The following is a 24,946-nucleotide window of genomic DNA, read 5'->3' as shown; positions in this document are numbered from 1 at the left end:
CGTTTGGTAAGCGGAAAGTAAGGGGTGGTGCCGTGTCGAGCGATGTGGTGACGGCCGCGGGGCTGACCAAACGCTATCGGCGCAGCGAGAGACCGGCGGTGGACGATGTCTCGTTCGAGATCGCCCGGGGAGAGACGATCGGGCTCCTGGGGCCCAACGGCGCCGGGAAGACGACCCTGATCAAAATGATCTGCGGCGTCACCACCCCTACCTCCGGCCAGGTCCGCGTCTTCGACGCCGATCCGGTGCGCCAGCCGGTCGCCGCCAAGAGCGACATTGGGGCGATGCACCAGTCAGGCCCGTTCGACATGATGCTGCCGGCGCTGGACAACCTGCGGATCGCCGCCCGATTCCGCGGCCTGAAATGGCGTGCCGTGCGGCCGTGGGCGCTGGAACTGGCGGAGTTCCTCAGCTTGACGGAGGCCCTGCCGCGCTTCTGCTTCCAGCTGTCGGGCGGTCAGCGGCAGCGGCTGCAACTGGTACGGGCGTTGCTCACCATTCCGCGGCTGCTGATCCTCGACGAGCCGTCCGCGGGACTGGACGTGGTGGGGCGGCGGCACATCGAGCGTTTCGTGACCTGGCTGCGCGAGGAGCACGGCGTGACGGTGCTGTGGACCAGCCACCACATCGACGAGCTGGAACGCAACAGCCAGCGGGTGATGGTCATCAACCACGGACGGGTGCTGCGCTTCGCCAAACCGCGCGAACTCGTCGAGGAGTTCGGCACCACCCACTTGCTGGTGACTCTCGATGATCCCGCGGCCGGCCTGGTGGTGGCGGCCTGGGCCGAGTTGGCCGGGCTCAGGGCCACGACCGAGGAGTCGGACGTACGCATCCACGGTGCGCGAGCGCGGGAGGTGCTGCCGGAACTGTCGCGGCACTGCCTGGACCACGGAGTCGCGATCTCCGGCGTCTCGACCGTCACGGACTCGCTGGAGCAGGTCTTCCTCCGGATGACGGATACCGAGGACTGAAGTCGACAAAAGGGGCAGATGTGGCCGCCAAACTGGCATTCGACAACACTCCTCCGACCGGGACCCCGAAGGCGGCCGACCTGTCCGCGGTGCTCTACCGCGAGTACGCGCTGCTCGCCCGCAACCGGGTGTATCTCATCCTCGGCCTGGCCCCGATGCTGATCTACCTGCTGCTCGTGAACACCTCGCTGGGCAACCTCCTCAAGGTCGTCCACTACAAGGGCGTCGACGTACCGTTCACGATCTTCCTGCTGCCCATGACGCTGGCGATGTCGGTCGTCAGCGCGGCGGGGACGTCCGGCATGGCGGTGTTCCAGGAGGAGATGAGCGGCGCGGCGACCCAGTTGTGGTCCTACCCGTTGCGCCGGTCGCGGTTCCTGCTCGGCAAGGTGATCGCGGGAGTGTCGCTGGTGCTGGGACAGGCGCTGCTGGCGCTGGGCGTGGCGGTGCTCATCTTCGCGTTGCCGTTCGACCTGCAAGCCTGGGTCGGCCTGCTGTCGACGCTCACGCTGGCCGCCCTGGCCTTCAACGGGCTGTATCTGGCGACGGCTATCTTGATCACCGACTACCAGGTCTTCATGCTGCTGTCGAACGTGTCGATACCCGTTCTCGTGTTCAGTGCCCCGTCGCTCTACCCGATCGACAGCATGCCCACCGTGCTGCAGTGGGTAGCGATGATCAACCCGCTGACGTACGCGATCGACGGCATGCGCAACGCCGCGTTCTTCGGCTTCGCCGACGCGTGGCAGGACCTCCTGGTGCTGGCCGTACTGGCGGCCATCAGCTACACCGTTGGCGGCCGCGCGCTGATCAAGCGCGCCCGCAACATCTGATCTCGTCAAGGGCAGGGGACGATGCGGACAGACAACTCCTCTCTCTCGTGGCTTCTCTCGCGGTCCGACCGGTCCAAGGTCCGGCTGCCGGGCACGGACAGAGCTCACGACCCGACGGCCACGCTGGAGATGGCCGGCCGTGCGGCCCGGATGGTCGGGATCACCAGGGTCGCGGACATCACCAGGCTGGACACCATCGGAATCCCGACTTTTCAGGCGATCAGACCGACTTCCCGGACGCTCGCCGTGTCTCAGGGGAAAGGGATCACGCCCGAGCTGGCGAAGCTGTCCGCGATGATGGAGGCCGTCGAGCTCTGGCATGCCGAACAGCCCATGACGCCGGTGACGACCGCGCCTCCGCGAGCGGTCACCGGGCAACTGGGCTACGACGTCCGCGACCTCCCGCTCTCCCCGCCGACCGTGCTGCATGACGGGCTGCCGCTGGACTGGGTCGCCGGCCGGTCGCTGGTCGACGGCTCGGAGCGGCTGGTTCCCAGGGAATCGGTGGGATTCTCCCTCCTGCGCAAGACCGGCTGGAACCCGCCGGTGTTCTTCGAATCGACGAATGGACTGGCGAGCGGGAACACGCTGGTCGAGGCCGTTCTGCACGCGCTGTACGAGGTGATCGAGCGGGACGCCGTGACCACGGCGATGACCGGCGGCGACAAGGGCGTCCTCGTCGATCCGGAGACGCTGGGGTCGCCGGTCGTCGACGAGCTGTGCGGGATGGTCACGCGGGCCCGGGTCGGTCTCGAGGTCAGGTCCCTGCCGTCGCCCACCGGGTTGCCGTGCTTCCTCGCCCGGATCTCCTGCGACGACTATCCACCGGCATTCATGGGATTCGGCTGCCACCTCGGCTCGGAGATAGCACTCACCCGCGCCGTCACCGAGGCCGCGCAGGCCAGGCTCGGCTACATCTCGGGCGCGAGAGACGATCTCCATCCGGGCGTCCACGACGGCGCGCGGCACCGGGCCGCGCCCGCGGCGGACACCGGCGAGGCGATCCCGAAGCTGACGGCCCACCAGAGCCTGGTCGATGACCTGGCGGACGTGGTCGGGCGGGCCGCGGCCGCGTTCTCCGCCGCCCCGCTCGTCATCGATCTGACGAGGGACGAGATCGGCGTCCCGGTGGTCAGAGTGGTGGCGCCGGGCAGCCGCGTCACCCCGGAGGTGTTCTAGTGAGCCGCCAGAAGACAGTCGTCTACGCCGGGCCGACGATCTCGCACGACGAGGTCCGCGCCGTGCTTCCCGAGGCACAGGCGCGGCCGCCGGTGGCCCGGGGCGATCTCCTCAGGCAGGAGTGGAGCCGCGACGACACCGCCGTCATCATCGACGGGTATTACCGGGAACGGCTGTCCGTCGGCCACAAGGAGATCCTCTGGCTGCTCAACGAAGGCGTGAACGTCATCGGGGCGGCCAGCATGGGGGCGCTGCGGGCGGCGGAGCTGAGCCCGTACGGCATGCGGGGCGTCGGGTCGGTCTTCCGCATGTATGCGAGCGGCGAGGTCGACGGGGATGACGAGGTGGCGGTCCTGCACGGGCCGGCGGAACGCGGGTACCCCACTGACACGGTGGCCATGGTCAACATCCGCTACGGCTGCCAGGAGGGTGCCAAGAGCGGCCTGGTTCCGGCGGCGACCGCCGAGCGGATCGTCGAAGCGGCGAGGTCGAGGCCCTTCGTACACCGGACCTGGCGCGAGCTGGGAGAGGCCCTGGGCCCGGACGCCGGTGACGCGCTGAGCACGCTGGAGCGGAAGATCGGGACGGGTGAGTGGGACCTGAAGCGGCTCGACGCGATGGCGGCCCTGGAAGCCGTCGGCGGACACCAGGCCGAAGCACCCAGCACGGGGTCCGAAGCGCCCAGCGCGTGGACGGCCGAACCCAGCGCGTGGGCGGCCGAGGTGGCCCTGACGGGGATCACCCACTATGAGGCGCTGGCCTGGCGGTCGATGCGCGAGTACACGCCGGGCAGGTGGATGTCCGATCTCGATGTCCTGGACGCGGCGCGACTGTTCGGCCAGGACTACCCGAAGCTGCACGAGGAGGTCCTGACCGGCCTCCTGACGGACTTCGCCGCCTCGCGGGGCATGGGGCTGGAGACGTACATGCGCGCCAGGCTCGGGGTCGATGACCGTGTCAGCCTGCCGCACGTCCTCGCGCCGTGGCTGTCCGAGACCGAGCGGGCCACCCTGCCCGTCGCCGAGCAACTCCGCTTGGTCATGGTGCGGGTGTGGCCCGTCTGGCAGTCGGAGGATTGGCGGCCGATCGTCCTGGAGCGGATCCGGGAATCGAGCCGCTGGCCCGAATGGTCCGACATCGTGGCCCGTGCCGACGAGATCGCGGAACAGAGCCTCGGCCGGGTGGTCATCCCGGCGCCGGCGATCTGCGGACGGATCTTCTCCCGCCACTGGAACGGCCCGGGAACGACCGCGGAGGTCGAGCTGGCGCGGCGCGGGTTCCTCAGCATGGCGGATCTGGGACAGACCGCCGCCAGGTTCTTCGCCCTGGACGTGCACAAGGCCAAGGGGCGATGAGCGCGACCGGGCTTGAGCAGGCGTTCGACCCGACCGCCTCGCGGCACCGCCGGGACCCGCACCCGCTCTTCCACCGCATGCGCGAGCAGGCGCCGATCTACCGCCACGCCCCGGCGAACGGTCGCGTGTCCTGGTACCTGACCCGCTACGCCGACGTGCAGCGCGCGCTCCACCACCCGGACATAGGACGCCAACTCGACCGGCTGCCCGGCGAGCTGGCCGCCTATCACCGCCGGTGGGAGAACGACCCGCTGGCGATGGTGCGGCGGAACATGTTCAACCTCGACCCGCCCGACCACACCCGGCTGCGGCGACTGATGGCGCCCGCGTTCGGCCCTCGGACGGTGGCGGCGCTGGAGCGGCGCGTCCATCAGGTCGTCAGCGAGCTGGTCGACGACCTGGCGGCCGCCGGAGACGGAGCCGACCTGATCGAGCTCCTGGCCCTGCCACTGCCGATCCTGATCGTCGCGGACCTGGTCGGCTTCCCGATCGGCGACCGGGGCCGGCTGCGCGGGTGGAGCGACGAGATGCTGCGCAGCCGGGACCCGGCACTGGTGCGCCGCACCGGAGTCGCGTTCGTCGCCTACGTCAACGAGCAGCTCGATGAGCGCCGGGCACACCCGGGCGCGGACCTGCTGTCCCAGCTCGTCCGGTCAACGGAGATCACGCACGCCGAGCTGGTGTCCAGCGTGTTCCAGTTGCTGCTGGCCGGGGACGAGACGACGGTCAACCTCATCGGCAACGGAGTGTTGGAACTCCTGCGCCACCCCGGCCAGCTCGAACGCCTCCGCGCCCGGCCACAGCTGATCGACTCCGCGGTGGAGGAGGTGCTGCGGTTCAACGGCCCGGTCGGGCACTCCCGGCCGCTGTTCGCGCTGGCCGACGTGGACATCGGGCCATCGGTGATCCCCCGTGGTGACATCGTCGTGCCGGTGCTGCTGGCCGCCAACCGCGACCCGGCGGTGTTCGACCGGCCGGACGTCTTCGACATCGGCCGCACCCCGAATCGGCACCTGGGCTTCGGCCACGGAATCCACTTCTGCCTCGGTGCCGCGCTGGCCCGGCTGCAGGCCCGGGCCGCCATCGGCGCGCTGGTGCGCCGTTTCCCCGGCCTGGCCCTGGCCGTCGATCCGGCCGACCTGGAGTGGACGCCGGACCTGTTCCTGCATGGTGTACGCCGCCTGCCGCTGCTGTTGGAGAAGAGCCCATGATCAAGGGGTACGCGGAGCTGTCCCGCATGGCGTTCGGCTACGCCGGCTCGCAGATCCTGTACGCGGCCGTCCGCCTGGGTATTCCGGAGGCTCTTGCCGCCGGCGCGCTGCCGGTCGAGAAACTGGCGCACGCCATCGGGGCCGACCCGCGGGCGCTGGAGCGGCTGTCGCGAGCCCTGGTGGTCCTGGGCGTGGTCGACGAGGTGGCGCCGGGACACCTCGCGCTGGCCGAGCTGGGTCAGCCGCTGCGTGCCGACCACCCATGGTCGATGCGCTCCAGCGTGCTGCTGCTCGGCGACCCCGCGACCTGGCAGGCATGGGGGGCGTTGACCCACAGCGTACGAACGGGTGCGGCCGCCTTCGACCACGTGCACGACCAGCCGCTCTTCGACTACCTCGCCGGCCATCCGGACCTGTCGGAGATCTTCAACACGGCCATGCGCGAGGGCACCGAGCGCGTCGCGTCAGAGGTCGCCCAGGCGTACGACTTCACCGGTGTCCGCACCGTGGTCGACATCGGGGGCGGAAACGGCACGCTGCTCGCCGCGGTACTGGCGGCCACGCCCGGCGCCCAGGGCACCCTGTACGACACCGCCGACGGCGGGGCGGCCGCCACTGAAACGTTCCGGCGAGCGGGGTTGTCGGATCGGTGCACCAGGCAGGTGGGCGATTTTTTCGAGTCCGTGCCCGAAGGCGATCTCATGCTGCTGAAAGGCGTCCTGCATGACTGGGACGACCAGCGCTGCACCGCGCTGCTGCGTAACTGCCGCGCTTCGATCGCGACGGGCGGGCGGCTGCTGGTGCTGGAACCGGTGCTGCCGGCCAGACTCGGCACCCCGGAGGCGGCCGGCGTCGTCATGAGCGACATCGCCATGCTCGTCTACACCGGCGGCTGGGAACGCGACCGGGCCGAGTTCCACGCCCTGCTCGCGGCCGGCGGGTTCGACCTGGCCGACGTCACACCGCCGCTGCGGGGTTCGGCGATCCGGATCCTCGTCGCGGATCCGTCCTGAGGGCCAATTCTCCGGCTGCCGTCCAGACAACAGGGCCGATTCTCCGGTTGCCCGTCCCGACAGCAGGGCCGTTTCGCCGGTTGCCGTCCCGACAACGCGGACTACAGACAGTCATGAGTACTTCTCACATGCGGCTGGCCGACGTGAGTAACCCCGCTGCTCTGGCTGTCCGGGAGGCGGACGCGCATAGTGTGCCGGTCGAGCAAACGGGCTCAAACTCGGGTGGTCAGGTGGCGCAACCGATTGACGCGAGCCCTGCCGGCGAGGCCATGCCCATTCTGCGGGTCGTCGTGGGCGAGCCGGACCGGGTGGTGCGCGCCAAGCTCAGGAGCGTGCTCCACATGGGCAACGGCATCTACGTGGTGGGCGAGGCCGGCGCCGCCGACCGGCTGGGCGATCTGGTCGTCAGGCATCGGCCGAGGGTGGCGGTGGTGAACGCGGCGCTGCGGCAGGCAGACGGCGTGGAATTCGCCCGGATCGTCGCGGCGCAGGCGAGGAACGGGATGCGGGTGGTGGTGGTCTCCGAAGCGCTGGACGAGGAGCTGCTCGGGCGCGCGCTACGCGGGGGCGCGGGCGGTTTCGTGCACCGAGCGTCGCTGGTCGAGGAGATCGTGCCCGCGATCCGGCTGGTCGCCGCCGGGCACACGTTCATCTCCAGCTCGATGATCACGCGACTACGTGATCGCATCGCCGCGGTGACCACCGGGGTCGATCATCGGCTCGCGGAGCTCACCCGCCGCGAGGCCGAGGTGCTGGCGCTCGTCGCGGCCGGTCTGTCGAACGCCGGTATCGCCGACAAGCTCGGCATCGGCACCGGAACCGTCCGTTCGCACCTGGCGCGCATCCTCGCCAAGCTGTCGGCGGCGAACCGGGCGCACGCGGTCGGCATCGCCTACGAATCCGGCTTCATCACCGCAGGCTCGGCTCACGGCCGCCGCGCACGCGGTTGAGCGCGTCCCACCATGCGTGCAGCGCGGGGTACTGCATGACGGCTTCCCGCGTGGTGAGAAGGGGATCCGGTTCTCCGGTCAGCGCCCGTGCCACTGCCGATCCGTCTTTCTCGGCCCGTGCGGGCATCAAGGTCTGAGCGCGGAAGAATTTGGCGGCCAGCTCCGGGCTGCTCAGCAGGGCCCGCGTCCTGCGGGCGAGAATCTCGCGCTCGAACGCGGTCGCTTCCCGCCGCCCGGCCGGTCCCGCGTCCTCCGCGAACGCCATCCGCCCGGCCGGTCCCGCGTCCTGCGCGAGCGCCATCCGCCACGACGATTCCGCCTCCGCCGTCATGGCCGCCTGCAGTTCGGCGGAGGCGGCCGGGTCGAGCCCGCGCCGCGTCAGCTCCCCGTCCAGCCGGAGCGTGCTCAGCGCGGCGACCGACATCCCATGCGAGTGAACGGGATTCACCGCGACGACCGCGTCACCGATCGCGACGAAGCCGGCGGGCAGGCGCGCTCGTTCGAAGTACCTTCGCCGGTTCGAGGTGTCACGGTACGGCCGGATGCCGCCGAGCGGTGTGGCCGCCGCCATGAGGTCCGCCACGATCGGATCACGCAGCGAGCGCGCGAAGTCCGCGAAGCCCCGCTCGTCCGCGGGCGGCTCGCCGCCCCGAGTGCCGGTCAGGGTGACGATCCACCGGCCGTCCTCGATCGGGAACAGCGTCGCCCCCTGGCCCGGCCGCCCTGCCGCCGGGCGCGGGTGCAGCATGATGGCCGGCATCTCGCCGGCGAGTTCGGCGGGCGCCTGATAGACCCTGGTGGAGTAGGCCAGCCCGGTTGAGACGGTCGTCTCCTCGATCTCCGCCCCACCGAGCTCGGCCAGCCACCGTGGCGCCTTCGATCTGCGCCCGGTCGCGTCGACGACGAGGTCCGCCTCGATCGTCTCCGGCGCGGCGCCCTCGCGGCTGACCGAGACCCCGGTGACCCGGCTCGCGTCTCCCACCAGGCCGAGCGCCCGCGTGCCCGTCCAGGTCGAGACGGCGCCCAGCGCCCGCTGACGTACCACCTGGTCCAGGAGTCCCCGGCTGCACGAGATGAGGTACGCCCCGGTGTCCAGCCGCCGGAACCAGCCCGCCGCGGCGAGGATCAGCGCGTCGCCGGGCAGGCGGCGGTGATGCGCGCCGCGCGCGAAGAGTGCTTCGAGAGTCCCCGGAAGCAACTCCTGCAGCGCCCGCGCGCCACCGGCCACGAGGACGTGGCTGTGCTGTGACTGGGGCAGTCCCCGCCGGGCACGGGGACCGGACGGATAGTGATCGTTCTCGATCACGATCACGTCGTCCGCGTGCCTGGCGAGCACGGCGCCGGCCAGCGATCCCGCGAAGCCGCCGCCGAGGACGACCGCTCTGGTCATGCAGGGTGCTCTTCGATCAGACCCCGTTCGATCATGCTGCCGAGGAACTCCTGCACGTCCTTCAGCACACGGACGCTCATCGCGAGGTTGTCTCCGGCGAACTCATGGGACAGCTTCGCGACGATCGGCTCCCGCTCCCCGTCGCTCGCGACGAGCTCCCATATCCGGGAACCGGTCTCGTTCAGGGTGTGAAAGTCCCCGGTTTCGGCGTGGTACAGCGAGATGCCGCCCGCGGTCTCCTGCCAAATCACCGAGTCACTGATCTGGAGTGACACACTCCACCTCCTCTATACCGGTGTTATGGGAAGCAGCGCGCCGACCTTGACGGCGTCGGCTGAGGGGAGAACGTAGGTCTTCCAGTCGTCGAAGACCGGATGGACGTCGTCGTTGACGAGCAGGCGGGGCGTCTGCATTTCCGGATCCTCGGCGAGTTCCGCGGGGTTGACGCCGGATTCCAGCCAGAGCTGCGTGACGATGCCGTGCCGCAGGATCCTGCACTGATGACGGCTGTTGCGCCGCAGGTCTCCCGACTCCGCCATGTGAGAGGCGCGGCAGCCTCCGCCGCAGGAGGACTTGATGTAGCACTTCGCGCAGTCGGCGTGGTAGTCGCCGCCGAACACGGAGCTCGTCCGCATGTCGTACAGGACCGGGCTGCCGAAGATCTCCGCCAGGGATTGCCGTCTCACGTTGCCCGCGAAGTGTGAGCGTCCCGTGACGAGCTTGCACGGGTAGACGTCGCCCAGCGAGTTGATGTAGATCTCGTTGCCGCCCATCCCGCAGTTGGCCTTCACCGAGCACAGCTTCAGCGTCTTCGGTCCGTCCGGGAGCAGCTTGCCGGCGACTGGTGAGGTCCAGGTGAGCTGCTGGATCCTCAGATGGTCGTCCCAGCCGAAGTCGTACTCGTCGCTCTCTCCCCGGCCCAGGTTGTTGTGGTACATCAGCCGGATGCTGTTCACCTCGATCCCCTCCATGAACGAGGCGAAGCCTTCGAGCTCCTCGACGTTCTCCGAGGTGACGATGTGGTTGATCATCGGCACGACGCCCGCGTCGTTGAGCAGCCGCAGGGCCTTGTGGGTCTTGGCGAAGGAGCCGGCGCCCCGCGTGCGGTCGTGCGTCTCGGCCGTGCCGCCGTCGACGCTCACCGTGACGTTGCTGAACAGCTCGGCGAACCGCTCCGCCATGGCGGGCGTCCTGATCATGGTGGCGTTGGTGATGATGTTCGACCTCAGGCCGCTCCCGTTGGCATGCTCCACGATCTGGAACAGGTCTTTCCTGAGCATGGGCTCGCCGCCGGTGAAGACTATGGTGGAGGCGCCGAAGTCGGCGATCTGGGAGACCAGGCTGAGCGACTCCTCGGTGTTGAGCTCACCCGGCAGGCACTTCTCCGAGGACGCGTAGCAGTAGGGGCAGCGGAGGTTGCAACCGTCGGTGATGGCGTAGTACGCCATGCGGAGCGGCGGCTCCTTCAGCTTGATCCGCGGATGGTTGCCGTTGTAGTAGACGATCCAGCTCAGAATGAGTTTGGCGAGGACCCGATCGGTCTCGTCGGTCTCTTCGAGCCGCGCGTAGGGCCGGGCCAAGGCTCGCAGGACGCCGAACTCACGCGAATCGAGGACACACCGACCGCCGGAGTGCGGGTTGACGACCAGATGATTCCCGGCGTGCATGAAGTAGGTAAGGTCTTCTGGTACGTAGAACAACGCGTGGTTCCGGGCCAGCTTCCCAGACATCCAGTTCCCTTCACGCTCTCAGCGGCAGGCGCGGCCCCGGCCTTGTCCGGCGACAGGTGACCGGGGCCGCACCCGTGAGCCGTCGGACTAGGGGTTCGGCTTGGTCGGGGTGGACCCGGACCCGGACCCGGACCAGGCTCCGCACAGGCACGACGCTTCGGGGGACTCGTTGTGCACCTCGACCTCGGGCCTTGCCCACTGGCCACCCGCCATGACCACGGGCAGTGCGGCGGGAAGCTTGTCCTTCAGCGAGATGAGCAGGTCGGTTTCCTCTTTGGTCAAGGTGGCGAACGCCGCCTCGACTTCCGCGGCGATCGGGTCGTTCAGGACGCCGGCTTCGCGCAGGGCTTCCTTCGGATCGAAGGCCATGCCTTCACCTCTCCGTCTTAAGGGGGGACGCGTTGCAGGTCGAGTATCGGCTGGCGATGCGGAGGCGACACAACCCCACAAATGTGGGCTAAACGCCTTTCACCAGGCAGAGCGACGACCACACGAATGTGGGTGTCCGGATCTCTTGCGAACCCTGATGAGCCGTTTCAGGCTTGTGGTTCATGAACGCAACCGGATCGGGCGGGTTCGACGCGCTGGCCACGCTGCGGGCGGGCGGGCATCCCATCGACCTGCTCGATGAGCGGCAGCGAACCGTGTTCGCCTCGCTCACGGAGACCGAGGTCGCCGTACTGAACTCGATCAAGAAGCGTCTGGACGACCACGCCGGCGAGGTGGAAGGACAGGAGCTCAAGCTCGTATGAGCGACAGGGACCCGCGACCCACCCGCCGTAACGTCGTGGTCCTGTTCATCGACATCGTGGGGTCGACGGAGCTCGCCGAGCGTCTCGACCCCGAACTGCTCCTGCGCATCCTCGACCGCTACTACGCGGCGTGCCGGACAAAGATCTTCGAGCACGGCGGCGCCGTGGAGAAGTACATCGGCGACGCGATCATGGCGGTGTTCGGCGTCCCGGTCAGCCGCGAGGACGACGCGCTGCGGGCCGTCCTCGCGGCGGACGCGGCGATGACGGCCGTGCACCGGCTCAGCGCCGAGATAGCCCCCACCCACGGAGTCCGGCTGGACGCCCATTGCGGCATCGCCTTCGGCGAGGTGATGGTCGCCGACGGGTCCGGCTCGAACGTGCGGGTGATCGGTGACACGGTCAACACCGCGAGCCGGCTGCAGTCCGCGGCGGGCGGCGGCGAGATCCTCCTGGGCGACGACGTGGCCCGCCTGGTCAGGCAGCACGCGCTGCTGGACGGCGTCCCCCCGCTCACGCTCAAGGGCAAGAGAGATCCGGTACGGGCGTGGCGGCTCATCACCGTGGAGCCCGATCGCGGCGCGCCGGAGACCGACACGGTCCCGTTGATCGGCCGGACCGAGGAGCTGCAGCAGCTGACGCGCTTCCATGACCGCGTCGTACGCGGGCGGCAGTGCTGCATGGCCACCCTGCTCGGCGTTCCGGGCATCGGCAAGTCCCGGCTCGTCAGGGAGTTTCTGACGAACCTGCCCGAGGACGTGACCGTGCTCGCCGGCCGGTGCCCCTCCTATGGCATCGGCGCGACGTACCGGCCCATCACGGAGATGCTCGAAGCCCTCAACGGCGACTGGCCCGCCATCGCCGAGGCCGTGGGCACGGAAGGCGAGCGGGCGTTGCGCGGGCTGGCGTGCCGTGGTGACGCGGAGTACCAGGACGACACTCCCGGGGTCGCGGAGATCGCGCAGGCCGTACGGTCGCTGTTCGAGGTGCTCGCCCAGCGCCGGCCGCTGGTGGTGGTGCTGGACAACCTGCAGTGGGCCGAGCCGACCCTCCTCGACCTGATCGAGGACTGCTCGGCGTGGCTCGCCGACGTACCCGTGCTCCTCGTCTGCGTCGCCCGGCCCGAGCTCTACGAGGCCCGCCCCTCCTGGGGAGGGGGCATGACCTGCGCCATGTCGCTGGAGCTCGGGCCGATGAGCCCGCCGCACATGGCCCGGCTCGTCGCCGAGCTCCGTGCCGGGCGGGCGGACGTCGTCGCCCACGACGACGACGGCACGTACCAGCGGGTGATCCACGGTTCGGACGGCAACCCGCTCTTCGCCGAGCTGATGCTGGAGACCCTCGCCGAGGGCGCCGCCTCCCTCCCGCCCACCATCCAGGCTCTGCTCGGGGCCCGGCTGGATCGGCTGGACGCGGCCGAGCGCCAGGTGCTCGAACGGGCCGCGACCATCGGGCACTCCTTCTCGGTGGAGCAGCTGGAGGTCCTCTTCGACGGCGAACCCGCCATGACGGCCGCTCCGCTGAGCCGGTTGCGGCGCGAGCGCCTCATCCGGCGTGGCGCGCTGCCGGGAGCGTACGAATTCGCGCAGACCCTCACCCGGGAGACCGTGTACGCGCTGACGAGCAAGGAGGTGCGGGCGGACTGGCACCGAAGGCTGGCCGACTGGTTCGGCGCCCGGGCCGGCGACGCCTCGGAGCAGGCTCCCTTCCTCGGACCGGCGTCCGGAGACGTCAGCCGGCACCTGCTGGCGGCCTGCCGCCTCACCCGGCAGGTACGCCCCGGCGATCCGCTCCTGTCCGAACTGACCGGCCGGGCCGCGGACCAGCTCATCAGGGACGGCGGTCAGGCGTTGCACCGCAGAGACCTGCCTGCGGCGATCGCGCTGCTGGAGCAGGGCCGGGAGATGCTGCCCCCGGGCAGGGACGAGCACCGGTCGCTGGCCGTCCGCATCAGCGACGCGGAGCTTGCACGGGGAGAGGCCGCCGCGGCGGCCGCGGCCCTGGACCGTGCGGAGGAGCTGCTGCCGGAAGACCCGCGAACCCAGCTCACCTGCGTGATCCAGCGAGAGGTCCTCGCCCTGCGCTCGGGCGCCCGCGCGCCTGGGCTCGAGCCCCTTCGCGTACGGCTGGCGCTCGACCCCCGGGACGACCTGAGCTGGTGCCGCTTCCACCAGCTCCAAGCCCTGGTCCACATCCAGGAAGGCCGGTTCGGCGCCGCCGACCGCTCGCTGCGTGACGGGCTCGCGCCGGCCCGGCCGATGGGCGACCGCTACGAGGAAGACCGGCTGCTCGGTGGGCTGTGCGAACTGGTGCAATGGTCTCCCACCCCGGTGTCCGAAGGGCTCGCGCTCTGCGCCGACCTGCTGGCCCGCTTCGCCGGTGATCGCGCTCTGCTGGTGCCGGTGCTCGTCACCAAGGCGCGTCTGCTCGCGCTCTCCGGCGACCTCGGCCGCGCCCGTGAGTCGCTCGACACGGCCGGCCACTACGCGGAGGAGTTGCACCTCGGCCTCTCGGCGATCGCCGTCGTCCAGGTGCGGGGGCTGGTGGAATCCCTGGACGGCAACCACGAGGACGCGAGGGAGCTGTTCAGTCGGGCCGCCGCCGCGCTTCGTACGGCAGGCCATGGGGGACCCGCCGTCACCTTGGAGATCTACGCGGCGCGGGAGACCCTCCGGCAGGGAGACGTCCGGCAGGCCGCCGCGGAACTGGCGCGCAGCGACGCGGAGCCGCCGCAGCTGCGCGGCGAGCTCACGGCCCTCGCGATGAGAGGCGCGATCGCCTCGTTCGACGGCGAGCACGCGGACGCGATGAGCGCCGCGGACCGTGCGACCGCGCTGCTCGAATCGACCGACGACCCTTGTCTGCGAGGGGACGTCCTGGTCGAGATCGCCCGGATCCGACGGGCCGCCGGACACGACCCGGCCGAGGCCGCCCGGCGCGCGCTCGACGCGTACCTGAGCAAGGGCGCGAACCTGCCCGCCCAGCGCGTCCGCGACTGGATGAAGGGACTGCGATGAGCACGCCGCCCTGGCGCCGGAACCAGCGCGCGCACTTCCCCGGGGTGCCCGCGTGGGGGCTGGCCACCACGCGGCAGCCCCCGGAGCCCTTCCAGGTCAGCCCGCTGGCCGGGGTGACCAGGGAGTGGGCATGGGGTGGATCCGACGGTACCGGAGTACGCGTGTGCGTCGTGGACACGGGCGTGGCGGGCGACCACCCCAAGATCGGCGGCCTGGATCGGTCGGTCGAGGTCGTCAGCGGGGACGAGGGCAGACTGACCGTCGCCGAGTGCGCTCCCGTCGACCCGGCCGGGCACGGCACGGCCTGCGCCGGAGTGATCAGGTCGGTCGCCCCCGGAGCGGCGATCACCTCCGTGCGCGCGCTCACCGACGGAAAATCCGGCACCGGTGACGCCCTGGTGACCGGGCTGCGCTGGGCCATCGACCAGGGTTACGACCTGGTCAACCTCAGCCTGTCCAGCACGAGGTCGGGTTTGCGCGAATCCCTGCACGAGCTCGCCGACCGCGCGTACTTCCGGCGTTGCCTCCTGGTCGCCGCCGCGCACAACATGCCGGTGCTCAGCTACCCGTGGACGTTCTCCTCGGTCGTCTCGGTGGCCAGCCACGACGAGGCGGACCCGATGACGTACTACTACAACCCCGCGCCGCCGGCGGAGTTCCTCGCGCGAGGGGTCAGGGTGCCGGTCGCCTGGCCCGGCGGCCGGGAGATCCGCAGCACCGGCAACAGCTTCGCGGCGCCGCACATCACCGGCATCTGCGCGCTCATCCTGGGCAAGCATCCGTGGCTGACGCCGTTCCAGCTCAAGACGGTCCTCTACCTGGCCGCGGACAACACCATGACGCAGAACGGAGAGCCCCATGTCCGCTGACTTCCCCGACTCTCCCGATTCGCTGGACGGCACCGAGCGCAGGCTGCTGCAGTCGATCGTCGAGGTGGCCCGCCACATGTTCGGCGCCGCCGCCGCCTCCATCTTCCTCGTGGACCCCGACACCGGTGACCTGGTCTTCGAAGCCGTCTCGGGCGAAGGCGAGAAAGAGCTGGTCGGCAGCCACTTTCCGGCGGGAACCGGGATCGCCGGCTGGGTCGCGGCGAGCGGGCAGCCGATGGTCGCGGACGACGTGTCGGCTGTGACGCAGTTCGCCCAGGACGCCGCGGAATCCACCGGTTACGTCCCGCGGACCATCATGGCGGCACCGCTCATCCGGTTCGAGGAATGCGTGGGGGTTCTGGAGGTGCTGGATCGCACGGCCTCCCGCAGCGATCTGGACGACATGGAGCTCCTGGGCATGTTCGCCACGCAGGCCGCCTGCGCCCTGGAACTCCTGCTTCGCGTTCGGCGGAGTGATGGCCGGGAGCCGGAGGCCGACCCGCACGCGCTGCTGCGGCGGATCGGCGAGAGGCTGCGGGGCAGGGACCGGTCGTCGGACGCGGCAGCCGTACGCCTGCTCGCCATCGCCGACGACCTCCTCGCACCGTAACGAACAGCCCGTCCACACCACCCCTTTGGGCCTGGGCGGCCTCAAGTGGGTGGCCGTTGGCGTGGCCGGACACCATCACGCGCGGTCACCGTCCCGCTACGCCTGTTTGAAGGGTGCCAAAGGGGAGCACGCTTCACGTGGAGAAGATCAAGGACCTGCCTGAGTCTCGGGCGGGGGGACGCGGCATGAGAGTCGCCGCTGGGGGCATCTCCGGTCAGGGCACGACGTCACAGTGTGACGACATCCGGAAGGGACGACATGGCAGACAGCCGTCCGCACGACGGACGCCCCGGGAACCTTTGGCCACTCGTCGGGCGCGCCGCGGCGCTGCGCACGGTCCTGTCAGCGGCGACGCAGGCGGACGTCGGCGGCGTGGTGATCGTGGGACCGCCCGGTGTGGGCCGGACGCGCCTGGCCAAGGAGGCGGTCGCGCGGCTCGCGGCGGCCGGTCACCCGACGGCCTGGGCGACGGGGACCCGTGCCGCCGGGGCGATCCCCTTGGGACCATTGCTGCATCTCGCGCTCCCACACGACGCCGCGGGCCCCGTCACGGCGCACATCTTCGGCCAGATCGTGGAACGTTTCACCGTTCCCACCGGGAAGCGGCCGGTATTCGTCGTGGACGACACCCATCTGCTCGACGACGTCTCGGCCGCGCTCGTGTACCAGCTCGCCGTGCACACAAGGACCTTCGTGCTGCTCACCGTACGGCAGGGGCACACGGCGCCCGATGTGATGACGGCGTTATGGAAGGAAGGGGTGGCCCGCCGCGTCGAGCTGCGGCCGCTGAGCGACAGCGAGGTGGACACCCTGCTCGAGCGCGGCCTGGGCGGTCCGCTGGACGCCGTCACGCGGTACACGTTCCGCCGGCTGTCCGCCGGCAACCCGCTCGTGCTGCGCGAGCTCGCGCAGTCCGCGCTGGAGGGATCCGCGCTGCTGCGCCGCGACGGACTCTGGCATCTGAGTGGCGAGCTGCGGATCACCGGCCGGCTCGGTGACCTGATCGAGGCGCAGATGCAGGTCGACGATCCGGCCGTGCTGGCCGTACTCGAGGTGCTCGCCTGTAAGGAGCCGCTCGGCCAGCCCGTGCTCGAGGAGCTCACCGGGCACTCCGCCGTGGTGCGGGCCGAACGGCAGGGGCTGGTGGTGGTCGAACCCTCCGGAGCGCGGCACCAGGCGCGGCTCACGATACCCGCGTACGGGGAGGTCATCCGCGCACGCATGCCACGTGCCCGAGCGAACGAGATCTGGGCGCGGCTGGCCGAGTCCCTTGCCGCCTCGCCACGCCGTCGCGCGGACGACGCGTTCGAGCTGGTCATGTGGCGGCGCACCGCGGGCCTCAACTCCTCCGGCCAGGAGTTGCTGGCCGCCGCCGAACGCGCCGCCGAACGGTTGGAGCTCGAGGTCGCCGAGCGGCTGGCCACCGCGTCCGGTGCCGCCGACGGCGGGGTGGACGCGAACCTGACCCTGGCCGAGGTGCTGGCGTTGCAGGGCCGCTTCGCCGACGCGGCCGACGTACTCCCTGATCCGGGGGAATGCGACAACGAGGAACGCGCCGACCGGCGGGCGATAGTCAGGGAGAAGATCGAATACTGGCAGCACGAAGCAGCGCCGGCCCAGGGGAATCAGACCGGCGAGCGGGCAGCGGAGGCGGTGCGGGCCTGGACGATGCTGATCGAGGGACACGTCGCGGGATCTCTCGCCATCGGTACGGCGCTGCTCACCCGGCCGGGACCGCGGCTGCCGGCGGAGGCGACGGCACGGGCGGCCACGGCGGTCGTGCTCGCCGCGGGTCTCATGGGAGACATCCGCCTCGTCGAACGAGCGAGCGCCACCGGTCTGGAGGTCGCCTCGCCTTGGACAGAGGCTCAGGTCGGCGCCGCCAGATGCGTCGCCCTGGCGCTCGCGGGCGCTCTCACCACCGCGGCCAAGGACGTGGACATCGCCTATCGAGAAGCCGTCGAGACGCGGCTGGCGGCACCCATGGTCGGCATGTGGGCGATCGTACGTGGCTTCGTGGCGAAGGCTCAGGGACGCGTGAAGCCGGCCCAGCAGGCGCTGCGCGAGGCGGTGGTGTTACTCGGCGAACACGACCCGCTGCGATTACCGGCTGTCTACCTGGCCGAGCTGGCCGGCGCGTACGCGATGGCGGGAGACACCATCCAGGCGGACGCGTGGCTCTGCCGAATGGACGCCTGCCCCCCACCACGGGGCGCGCTCTTCGATGCCTGGATCGAGCGCGACCGCGCCTGGGTCGCCGCCGCCGCGCTCGATCTCTCCAGCGCCGCCGGCCACGCCCTCGGGGCCGCGAAGACCGCGGGCAAGGCCGGAGTGCCGATGATCGAGGCCCTGGCGTTGTTCGACGCCGCGCGATTCGGCGCCGCGAAGGAGGTCTGCGACAGGCTGCACCAACTCTCCAGGAACACCGCCGCACCCGCGACGGCGGCCTTCGCCACAATGGCCACCGCACTCGCCACGGACGACGCTCACCTGCTCGCGGAGGCGGCCGAGCGGCTCCATCGCCTCGGCCATCTGCTGCCCGCCGCGGAGGCGGCCGCGACAGCCCACCGGCTGCATGCCGGGGCGCGTCGGCGTACGGCGGCCAAGGCCGCGCTCGTGCTCGCCCGTGAGCTGCTCACCGAGTGCGACGGTGCCCGCACGCCGCTGACGGACCTGACGGGGACTCTCGATCTGTCGTTGACTCCTCGAGAGCTGCAGGTGGCGAAGCTGACCGCGGCGGGATTGCCCGGCCGCGCCGTCGCCGACCGCCTAGGCCTCTCGCTCCGAACCGTCAACAACCATTTGGGCCGGGTGTACGCCAAGCTCGGGGTGTCCGGGCGCGACGCACTCGCGCAGTTGCTGGGCCAGCCTGATGCGCTCGGCCAGCCGAGTCGCGAGGAACCCCACTCTCAAGAGCTCCTCCAGAATGAGGCCTGATTTTGCTGTTGAGTAGCCAGCAGCGTTTGTCAGTCCGGCAGCACGGCTTCTCTTTTGAGAGCGGTCAGGATCTAGGGTGCCTGCATGAAGATCCGCGCAGCCGCAGCAGCGGACGCCAGCAGCCTGGCCCTGCTGAATCCTCACGTTCATGCAGGCCACGCCGCCCGCCGCCCCGACATCTACCGCGTCGACCCACCCGAACAGGAACTGACCGACTACTTCGCGGTTCTCCTGGCCAAAGACGTCACGCGTGCGTTCATCGCCGAGATTGATCGTCCAGTCGGATATGCCGTGGCTGCCATCGTGCGTCGCGAGGAAAACCCGCTCCTCCACTCCGAATCCTTCATCCTCCTCAATCAGCTGGCGGTGGATCCACAAGCCGCCAGACGCGGAGTTGCGAGTCAGCTGATCGAGGCCGTGCGGGATGCGGGCCGGCTGGAGGGCTGCCGGCGGCTGCTGACCGACGTACTGGACTTCAACGAGGGCGCCAAGGCCTTCTATGCGGCGGCCGGATTCGCTGAGTTGAAACACGTGCTGGAGCAGCCGCTTTGATGCTTCTTGCCAAGCGGCCAGAGCACCAATCCACCTCCCCTCACCATCGACTGGGCGGATCCGCGGTTCTGACGACCAGGGAAGGGCGAACTCACCGAGCCCCGGCATTCGACGCCATCGGGCCCGGATCATGCCGCCCGGTGAGGAAGGAACTCGATGGTCAGGTCCGCGTCCAGCGCAGCGGCCAACCGTCTCAGGGACGCCACGGTGATGTTGCCGCCGCCCGTCTCCAAGCGGGACACCTGTGGTTGAGTCATCCCCGCGCGCTCAGCCAGCTCCGTCTGCGACAGGCCAAGAGCGACGCGCCGGTCGTAGACAAGCTGGCCAAGTCGCAGCTCGGCTTCCGCCTCTTCGTAAAGCCTGGCGTACTCAGGGTCGTTCACCTCACCGGCGAGGCGTCGATGCCGGGTCGTCTGCCACTTACTGTGCCCGCTCACAGCTCCTCCTTGAACTCTCTATGGAACATCTGGCGCGCCGGACCATGACCACTCTCACAGACGATCTGTGCCCGCTCCGCCCGGTCGATCTGCGTCGTCTCCTTGCGCCTGGTCTTGTAGAACATCGTCAGCAACACCACCCGGCGGCCAGGAGCCAGCCAGTACGTAATGCGCACCTGGCGACGTGACAGCGTCAACCGCAGCTCACGCACCTTCCCGCGCAGGTGTTTGGAATAGGGCTCGTCCAACGTCTCCGCCTCGGCGGCAAGCCTGCCGACAAGGCCGTCCACCTTGACGTAGTCGACCTTGGTCAGCGGAAGCCTGCCGCGGCCTGCGCACACTCTCCCGAGCCGCACACATAGGCGCGGCAGCGGTGCTCGGCACGGCGATCTACGGACCACCGGCCCTCGCCGAACCCATGCTGCTGTGGCTACGCGTGCTGGTCCTGCCCGCGCTCGGGCTCACCCGGGCTCGTGCTCTCGCCCATCAGGCCGCCGACGGCATCGACGAGGCCGCCGCACCGCCGATCGTCAGCGACAGGTCCGGCACTGGCCGGTGAGTGGGCCGTCGGCGTCGAGCCCGATGCCACGGGTTCACCACCGAGATCCACTTGGTGGTGAACCCGGATCAGGTGCCGTCATCGGACGTCCCCCACCAGCCATTCACGCAACTGATCGTCATTACTGAGGCTGATCAAAGGTCGCACCGTCCGCGGCGACCGGTAGCCCCGGGATGAAAATCGACCAACCGTCTGCCTCAGGAACCACCTCCGCACGAGAAGGAATGCCCATCGCGAGATTGTGACGCAGTCTTTCAACGTCCACGAGGGCCGTCAGAGCCGACTCGCGCCGCACTGTGGCCACGCAACCCCGTTCCGCCGCGTCCAACAGCGCCTTGAGATGCGTACGAGCTTCGGTGTAGCTGTCGAAGTGGATGACGGCCATGGCGGTACCTCCAGATTCCGTGATCAGTACAGCCAGATGGCGTTGCGACGGTGTCGCGCGGGGTGGACTTCGAGATCACCGATAGCCTCGGTGGCCAGAGGGCCACCGCTTGTGGCGTTGATGCTCTGACGGATGGCTTCGAGCCTGAGACGCAAGCGCTGGCGTGCCCGGCGCTCCTCGTTGCCGGCCCACTCTGATACCCACTGGTCTCGGGGATCGGCCCTGGCCCAGGAGTAGACGTCGGCCCTGTGACGGAGGGGCGTCGGACGTGGCCGGTGGCCGGCCTGCCGTGCCTGTCGCAGGCATGCGGCACTGTAACGGAGATCGACTATCGCCACCGATCGCCATGGGGCTCCCCCGTCGAGAACCGGGCGAACGATGTGATGGGCAGTGCGGGACATGAGGCTCCCTGGGTAGCACCGCCAGGTATTTCCTGGCGCGCTACTTGAAGCCGGTCGGTCCCGTTGATCGCTGTTGAGCCATGATCGGACCATAGCATCGTGGGCGGTCAGGTCCTCGGCCCGAGTCGTTGACGCGGCGGGTCAGCAGGGGCCCGCCATCACCTTGCCCAAACGCGTCGAGGGGGATCTGGAACCAAGTCCAGATCCCCCTCGCGACCAGGGCCTTAGCTGCTCAGGCCGAGTGTTGCGTCAGCCTGCTACTAGCTGCAACCGCTGGTCGAGCCGCAGCCCTCACAGACGTAGCAGCTGCCCGCCGGGCGCATCTTGGTGCCGCAGGTCATGCAGAGCGGGGCGTCGGCGGTGATGCGCTGGTGGTTCTCCAGCGTGAACTCCTGCACCGGCTCAGGCGCCGTCTCCTGCTCCGCTTCCTGCTTGGCCTCGATCGGCGCCGACTGGGCGAGCGCCTCACGGTCGACCGCCTCCTGGAGCGCGGCCGGGTCCTCACCGCGCTGCTGCGCGGCGCGCTCGGCAGCCGAGAAGATGCCCAGCGCCGCCCGCTCGTCGTAGGGCAGGTGGTCGAGGGCCAGGCGGCGGAAGATGTAATCCATCACCGAGGTGGCCATCCGGATGTCGGGGTCGTCCGTCATCCCGGCGGGCTCGAAGCGCATGTTGACGAACTTGCTCATGTACGTCTCGAGCGGCACGCCGTACTGGAGCCCTATCGAGATCGCCACCGAGAAGGCGTCCATGACGCCCGCCAGCGTCGAGCCCTGCTTGGACATCTTCAGGAAGACCTCGCCGAGCCCGTCGTCGGGGTAGGACGAGGCGGTCATGTAGCCCTTGGCACCGCCGACCGTGAAGCGGGTGGTCATGCTCGGCCGCTGGTTGGGCATCCGGCGCCTGGTGGGCCGGTTGACCTCGATGACCCGGACCTCAGGCTCGGCGACCTCGGCCGCCTTGTCGGCCTTCTCGGCTTCCTTCTTGCTGCCGCCGGCCGACAGCGGCTGGCCGACCTTGCAGTTGTCGCGGTAGACCGCCAGCGCCTTGAGGCCGAGCCGCCAGCCCTCCAGGTAGACCTGCTCGATGTCGTCGATCGTGGCCGACTCCGGCAGGTTGACCGTCTTGGAGATCGCGCCGGACAGGAACGGCTGCGCGGCGGCCATCATGCGGACGTGACCCATCGGGGCGATGGCCCGCTCGCCCATCGCGCAGTCGAACACCTCGTAGTGCTCCCTGCGCAGGCCGGGGGCGTCGACGACATGGCCGTGCTCGGCGATGTACTCGACGATGGCCTCGATCTGCTCCTGCTGGTAGTTGAGCTGCTTGAGCGCGCGCGGGATCGTCTGGTTGACGATCTGCATGGAGCCGCCGCCGACGAGCTTCTTGAACTTGACCAGCGCCAGGTCGGGCTCGATGCCGGTGGTGTCGCAGTCCATCATCAGGCCGATGGTGCCGGTGGGCGCGAGCAGGCTGGCCTGCGCGTTGCGGTAGCCGTTCTTCTCGCCGACCTTGAGGCACTCCGACCACTGACGGGAGGCCTCGGAGTGGATCTTGGCGTCCATCGAGCCGACCGTACGCAGGTCGTCGTTGGCGGCGGCGTGCTTGCGCATGATCCGCTTGTGCGGCTCGGCGTTGCGGGCATAGCCGTCGTACGGGCCGACGACCCCGGCCAGCTCGGCGCTGCGCCTGTAGGACACACCGGTCATCAGCGACGTGATCGCCCCGGCGACCGCGCGGCCGCCGTCGGAGTCGTAGGCGTGGCCGGTGGCCATGAGCAGCGCGCCCAGGTTCGCGTAGCCGATGCCGAGCTGGCGGTAGGCGCGGGTGGTCTCCCCGATCTTCTCGGTCGGGAAGTCGGCGAACGTGATCGACACGTCCATGGCCGTGATGATCAGCTCGGTCAGCTTGACGAAGTTCGCGACGTCGAAGGTGTCGTCGTCCTTCAGGAACTTCAGCAGGTTGATGCTGGCCAGGTTGCAGGAGGAGTTGTCGAGGTGGACGTACTCGCTGCAGGGGTTGCTGGCGGTGATGCGCCCGGTCTCCGGGGTGGTGTGCCAGTCGTTGATCGTGTCGTCGTACTGGACGCCGGGGTCGGCGCACTCCCAGGCGGCCTTGGCCATCTTGCGGAACAGCTCGCGCGCGTCGACCTTCTCGATCACCTCGCCGGTCAGACGGCCGCGCAGGGCGAAGTCGTCACCCTTCTCGACCGCGTGCATGAACTCCTCGGAGACGCGCACCGAGTTGTTGGCGTTCTGGTATTGGACCGAGACGATGTCCTTGCCGCCCAGGTCCATGTCGAACCCGGCGTCGCGCAGCGCGCGGACCTTGTCCTCCTCGCGGGCCTTGGTCTCGACGAACTCCACGATGTCGGGGTGGTCGACGTCGAGCACGACCATCTTGGCCGCCCGGCGGGTGGCACCGCCGGACTTGATGGTGCCCGCGCTCGCGTCGGCGCCGCGCATGAACGAGACCGGCCCGCTGGCCGTACCGCCGCTGGACAGAAGCTCCTTCGAGGAGCGGATGCGGGACAGGTTGACTCCCGAACCCGAGCCGCCCTTGAAGATCACGCCCTCTTCCTTGTACCAGTCGAGGATCGACTCCATCGTGTCGTCCACGGCCAAGATGAAGCAGGCGCTCACTTGCTGCGGGCTCGCGGTGCCCACGTTGAACCACACCGGCGAGTTGAACGCGAACACCTGGTGCGTCAGCGCGTGCTTCAACTCGTGGTCGAAGATCTCGGCATCCTCGTCGGTGGCGAAGTAGCCGTGCTCCACCGCGGTCTTGGTGTAGACGCCGACGACCCGGTCGACCAACTGCTTCAGGCTCCACTCGCGCTGCGGGGTGCCCACGGCGCCGCGGAAGTATTTGGTCGTGACGATGTTGGCCGCGTTGACCGACCAGAACTCAGGAAACTCGACGCCCCGCTGCTCGAAATTGATCGAGCCGTCGCGCCAATTGGTCATGACGACGTCGCGGCGCTCCCACTTGATGTCGTCATATGGGTGCACACCGGGCTTGGTGAAGATGCGCTTCATCTTGAGCCCTTTACGCAAACGCTTACCTCCGCGCGCGACTGAACCGCTGGCCGTCTCCGTCATGACTCCCCCTTCTCCGCCTTCAACTGTTCGATCTCGGCCTCGAAGTCCGCCAGGCTCTCGAAACCGCGATATACCGATGCGAATCGCAAGTAGGCCACCTCGTCCAACTCCCGCAACGGGCCCAGGATCGCCAGCCCCACCTCGTTGGAGGGGAGCTCGGCGGCACCCTTGGCCCGGATGGCCTCCTCGACGCGCTGGCCCAATTGAGCCAGCGAATCCTCGCTCACCGGCCTGCCCTGGCAGGCCCGTCGCACGCCCGCGACGACCTTGTCACGCGAAAACGGCTCCGTTACTCCGCTGCGCTTGCTCACCATCAGCAGTACGGTCTCCTGCGTGGTGAACCGGCGCCCGCATTCCGGACAGGTACGGCGGCGCCGAATGGCCGCGCCGTCCTCTGTCGAGCGGCTGTCGATGACCCGCGTGTCGGGATGACGACAGAACGGACAGTGCACGTTTGCTCGCCCTCCTCGACCGTGTGGTCACCACAGGCGTAAAGCGCTCTTCTGCGTACGCTCGCGCACGCCCCACGGCTTGCCATGGTGCGGTCAGAGAAACACAATTTGTGGTGAACTACATCGGTGTAACTACTAGATGTTGTGGTCCAACCGTAGAAGCGAGCGACCATGAACGCAAGTTGGACGGGGGCTTGCCGCCGAAGTCGCTGATCAGCGCAGCCACCTTGGTCCGGCTCGGG

Annotated in this window: 23 protein-coding genes; 14 read left to right on the top strand and 9 right to left on the bottom strand. The window is 69.4% G+C overall.

Annotated features, from left to right (window positions below):
- Positions 1-32: 32 nt before the first annotated feature.
- From AB0L53_RS19120 to AB0L53_RS19090, 7 genes are all read left to right on the top strand, one after another.
- A complete protein-coding gene (locus AB0L53_RS19120) occupies positions 33-974 on the top strand; it encodes an ABC transporter ATP-binding protein (RefSeq protein WP_363995158.1) in 942 nt (313 codons plus the stop codon).
- 20 nt (positions 975-994) lie between these two features.
- Entirely contained in the window at positions 995-1,807 is an 813-nt protein-coding gene (locus AB0L53_RS19115) for an ABC transporter permease (protein WP_363995151.1), read from the top strand.
- A 21-nt stretch (positions 1,808-1,828) separates the two neighbouring features.
- Positions 1,829-2,986, top strand: coding sequence for a YcaO-like family protein (locus AB0L53_RS19110; protein WP_363995148.1), 1,158 nt, complete (start codon positions 1,829-1,831; stop codon positions 2,984-2,986).
- A complete protein-coding gene (locus AB0L53_RS19105) occupies positions 2,986-4,341 on the top strand; it encodes a TfuA-like protein (protein ID WP_363995145.1) in 1,356 nt (451 codons plus the stop codon). Before AB0L53_RS19110 ends, AB0L53_RS19105 begins: the two co-directional genes overlap by 1 nt.
- Complete coding sequence (locus AB0L53_RS19100; RefSeq protein WP_363995142.1) at positions 4,338-5,552, top strand: cytochrome P450; 1,215 nt, start codon at positions 4,338-4,340, stop codon at positions 5,550-5,552. The genes AB0L53_RS19105 and AB0L53_RS19100 overlap by 4 nt, the downstream gene beginning before the upstream one ends.
- Positions 5,549-6,565 carry a methyltransferase gene (locus AB0L53_RS19095; RefSeq protein WP_363995139.1) on the top strand — a complete coding sequence of 339 codons (1,017 nt, stop codon included), beginning with the start codon at positions 5,549-5,551 and terminating at the stop codon, positions 6,563-6,565. The genes AB0L53_RS19100 and AB0L53_RS19095 overlap by 4 nt, the downstream gene beginning before the upstream one ends.
- 230 nt (positions 6,566-6,795) lie before the next feature.
- Positions 6,796-7,515: a response regulator transcription factor gene (locus tag AB0L53_RS19090; protein ID WP_357940185.1), complete on the top strand. Its 720-nt coding sequence runs from the start codon at positions 6,796-6,798 to the stop codon at positions 7,513-7,515.
- Here AB0L53_RS19090 and AB0L53_RS19085 read toward each other — a convergent pair.
- The 4 genes from AB0L53_RS19085 to AB0L53_RS19070 all read right to left on the bottom strand — a co-directional run bounded on the left by AB0L53_RS19085 (position 7,475) and on the right by AB0L53_RS19070 (position 11,004).
- Positions 7,475-8,905, bottom strand: a complete 1,431-nt coding sequence (locus AB0L53_RS19085; protein WP_363995136.1) for an FAD-dependent monooxygenase — start codon at positions 8,903-8,905, stop codon at positions 7,475-7,477. The genes AB0L53_RS19090 and AB0L53_RS19085 overlap by 41 nt on opposite strands.
- Positions 8,902-9,180: a PqqD family protein gene (locus tag AB0L53_RS19080; RefSeq protein WP_225288903.1), complete on the bottom strand. Its 279-nt coding sequence runs from the start codon at positions 9,178-9,180 to the stop codon at positions 8,902-8,904. The genes AB0L53_RS19085 and AB0L53_RS19080 overlap by 4 nt, the downstream gene beginning before the upstream one ends.
- 12 nt (positions 9,181-9,192) lie before the next feature.
- Complete coding sequence (gene stsB / locus AB0L53_RS19075) at positions 9,193-10,635, bottom strand: StsB family radical SAM/SPASM domain sactipeptide maturase (protein WP_363995133.1); 1,443 nt, start codon at positions 10,633-10,635, stop codon at positions 9,193-9,195.
- 87 nt (positions 10,636-10,722) lie between these two features.
- The gene (locus tag AB0L53_RS19070) at positions 10,723-11,004 is read right to left on the bottom strand and encodes a StsA-related sactipeptide RiPP (RefSeq protein ID WP_363995130.1); all 282 of its coding nucleotides are present in this window, start codon (positions 11,002-11,004) and stop codon (positions 10,723-10,725) included.
- Positions 11,005-11,186: 182 nt separating this feature from the next.
- Here AB0L53_RS19070 and AB0L53_RS19065 point away from each other — a divergent pair, with 182 nt between their 5' ends.
- From AB0L53_RS19065 to AB0L53_RS19040, 6 genes are all read left to right on the top strand, one after another.
- A complete protein-coding gene (locus tag AB0L53_RS19065) occupies positions 11,187-11,387 on the top strand; it encodes an aroma-sacti cluster domain-containing protein (RefSeq protein ID WP_357940177.1) in 201 nt (66 codons plus the stop codon).
- A complete protein-coding gene (locus AB0L53_RS19060; protein ID WP_363995126.1) occupies positions 11,384-14,404 on the top strand; it encodes an AAA family ATPase in 3,021 nt (1,006 codons plus the stop codon). The genes AB0L53_RS19065 and AB0L53_RS19060 overlap by 4 nt, the downstream gene beginning before the upstream one ends.
- The gene (locus AB0L53_RS19055; RefSeq protein ID WP_363995123.1) at positions 14,401-15,273 is read left to right on the top strand and encodes a S8 family serine peptidase; all 873 of its coding nucleotides are present in this window, start codon (positions 14,401-14,403) and stop codon (positions 15,271-15,273) included. The genes AB0L53_RS19060 and AB0L53_RS19055 overlap by 4 nt, the downstream gene beginning before the upstream one ends.
- A complete protein-coding gene (locus AB0L53_RS19050; RefSeq protein ID WP_363995120.1) occupies positions 15,263-15,883 on the top strand; it encodes a GAF domain-containing protein in 621 nt (206 codons plus the stop codon). The genes AB0L53_RS19055 and AB0L53_RS19050 overlap by 11 nt, the downstream gene beginning before the upstream one ends.
- 258 nt (positions 15,884-16,141) lie before the next feature.
- Positions 16,142-18,820 (top strand): LuxR C-terminal-related transcriptional regulator, encoded by a 2,679-nt coding sequence (locus AB0L53_RS19045; RefSeq protein ID WP_363995117.1) that lies wholly within the window; start codon positions 16,142-16,144, stop codon positions 18,818-18,820.
- Between the two features lie 84 nt (positions 18,821-18,904).
- Positions 18,905-19,372, top strand: coding sequence for a GNAT family N-acetyltransferase (locus AB0L53_RS19040; protein ID WP_363995114.1), 468 nt, complete (start codon positions 18,905-18,907; stop codon positions 19,370-19,372).
- A gap of 128 nt (positions 19,373-19,500) precedes the next feature.
- Here AB0L53_RS19040 and AB0L53_RS19035 read toward each other — a convergent pair whose 3' ends face one another.
- Both AB0L53_RS19035 and AB0L53_RS19030 read right to left on the bottom strand, forming a co-directional pair.
- Positions 19,501-19,809 (bottom strand): helix-turn-helix domain-containing protein, encoded by a 309-nt coding sequence (locus tag AB0L53_RS19035; RefSeq protein WP_363995111.1) that lies wholly within the window; start codon positions 19,807-19,809, stop codon positions 19,501-19,503.
- Entirely contained in the window at positions 19,806-20,150 is a 345-nt protein-coding gene (locus AB0L53_RS19030) for a type II toxin-antitoxin system RelE/ParE family toxin (RefSeq protein ID WP_363995108.1), read from the bottom strand. The genes AB0L53_RS19035 and AB0L53_RS19030 overlap by 4 nt, the downstream gene beginning before the upstream one ends.
- A gap of 32 nt (positions 20,151-20,182) precedes the next feature.
- Between AB0L53_RS19030 and AB0L53_RS19025 the strand changes: the two genes are divergently transcribed.
- Positions 20,183-20,368 (top strand): hypothetical protein, encoded by a 186-nt coding sequence (locus tag AB0L53_RS19025; protein ID WP_363995105.1) that lies wholly within the window; start codon positions 20,183-20,185, stop codon positions 20,366-20,368.
- A gap of 121 nt (positions 20,369-20,489) precedes the next feature.
- Here AB0L53_RS19025 and AB0L53_RS19020 read toward each other — a convergent pair whose 3' ends face one another.
- The 3 genes from AB0L53_RS19020 to nrdR form a co-directional block, all read right to left on the bottom strand.
- Complete coding sequence (locus AB0L53_RS19020) at positions 20,490-20,753, bottom strand: hypothetical protein (protein ID WP_363995102.1); 264 nt, start codon at positions 20,751-20,753, stop codon at positions 20,490-20,492.
- A gap of 661 nt (positions 20,754-21,414) precedes the next feature.
- On the bottom strand, positions 21,415-24,252 hold the full coding sequence (locus AB0L53_RS19015; protein ID WP_363995099.1) for a vitamin B12-dependent ribonucleotide reductase: 2,838 nt from the start codon (positions 24,250-24,252) through the stop codon (positions 21,415-21,417).
- Positions 24,249-24,704, bottom strand: coding sequence for a transcriptional regulator NrdR (gene nrdR, locus AB0L53_RS19010; RefSeq protein WP_214636146.1), 456 nt, complete (start codon positions 24,702-24,704; stop codon positions 24,249-24,251). The genes AB0L53_RS19015 and nrdR overlap by 4 nt, the downstream gene beginning before the upstream one ends.
- Positions 24,705-24,946 lie beyond the last annotated feature (242 nt).

The sequence above is a fragment of the Nonomuraea sp. NPDC052129 genome (assembly GCF_040680095.1).
Classification (GTDB): Bacteria; Actinomycetota; Actinomycetes; order Streptosporangiales; family Streptosporangiaceae; genus Nonomuraea.
Note: the sequence above shows the minus strand (reverse complement) of the source record. Positions and strands in the feature narration are given on the sequence as shown.

Bases quoted from the DNA above. Each gene is read 5' to 3' on its own strand.
- stsB (WP_363995133.1), bottom strand. From the start codon at position 10,635: ATGTCTGGGAAGCTGGCCCGGAACCACGCGTTGTTCTACGTACCAGAA.
- AB0L53_RS19055 (WP_363995123.1), top strand. From the start codon at position 14,401: ATGAGCACGCCGCCCTGGCGCCGGAACCAGCGCGCGCACTTCCCCGGG.
- AB0L53_RS19015 (WP_363995099.1), bottom strand. From the start codon at position 24,252: ATGACGGAGACGGCCAGCGGTTCAGTCGCGCGCGGAGGTAAGCGTTTG.
- AB0L53_RS19085 (WP_363995136.1), bottom strand. From the start codon at position 8,905: ATGACCAGAGCGGTCGTCCTCGGCGGCGGCTTCGCGGGATCGCTGGCC.
- AB0L53_RS19070 (WP_363995130.1), bottom strand. From the start codon at position 11,004: ATGGCCTTCGATCCGAAGGAAGCCCTGCGCGAAGCCGGCGTCCTGAAC.
- AB0L53_RS19065 (WP_357940177.1), top strand. From the start codon at position 11,187: ATGAACGCAACCGGATCGGGCGGGTTCGACGCGCTGGCCACGCTGCGG.
- AB0L53_RS19110 (WP_363995148.1), top strand. From the start codon at position 1,829: ATGCGGACAGACAACTCCTCTCTCTCGTGGCTTCTCTCGCGGTCCGAC.
- AB0L53_RS19060 (WP_363995126.1), top strand. From the start codon at position 11,384: ATGAGCGACAGGGACCCGCGACCCACCCGCCGTAACGTCGTGGTCCTG.
- AB0L53_RS19095 (WP_363995139.1), top strand. From the start codon at position 5,549: ATGATCAAGGGGTACGCGGAGCTGTCCCGCATGGCGTTCGGCTACGCC.
- AB0L53_RS19040 (WP_363995114.1), top strand. From the start codon at position 18,905: ATGAAGATCCGCGCAGCCGCAGCAGCGGACGCCAGCAGCCTGGCCCTG.
- AB0L53_RS19045 (WP_363995117.1), top strand. From the start codon at position 16,142: ATGGCAGACAGCCGTCCGCACGACGGACGCCCCGGGAACCTTTGGCCA.
- AB0L53_RS19050 (WP_363995120.1), top strand. From the start codon at position 15,263: ATGTCCGCTGACTTCCCCGACTCTCCCGATTCGCTGGACGGCACCGAG.
- AB0L53_RS19100 (WP_363995142.1), top strand. From the start codon at position 4,338: ATGAGCGCGACCGGGCTTGAGCAGGCGTTCGACCCGACCGCCTCGCGG.
- AB0L53_RS19020 (WP_363995102.1), bottom strand. From the start codon at position 20,753: ATGGCCGTCATCCACTTCGACAGCTACACCGAAGCTCGTACGCATCTC.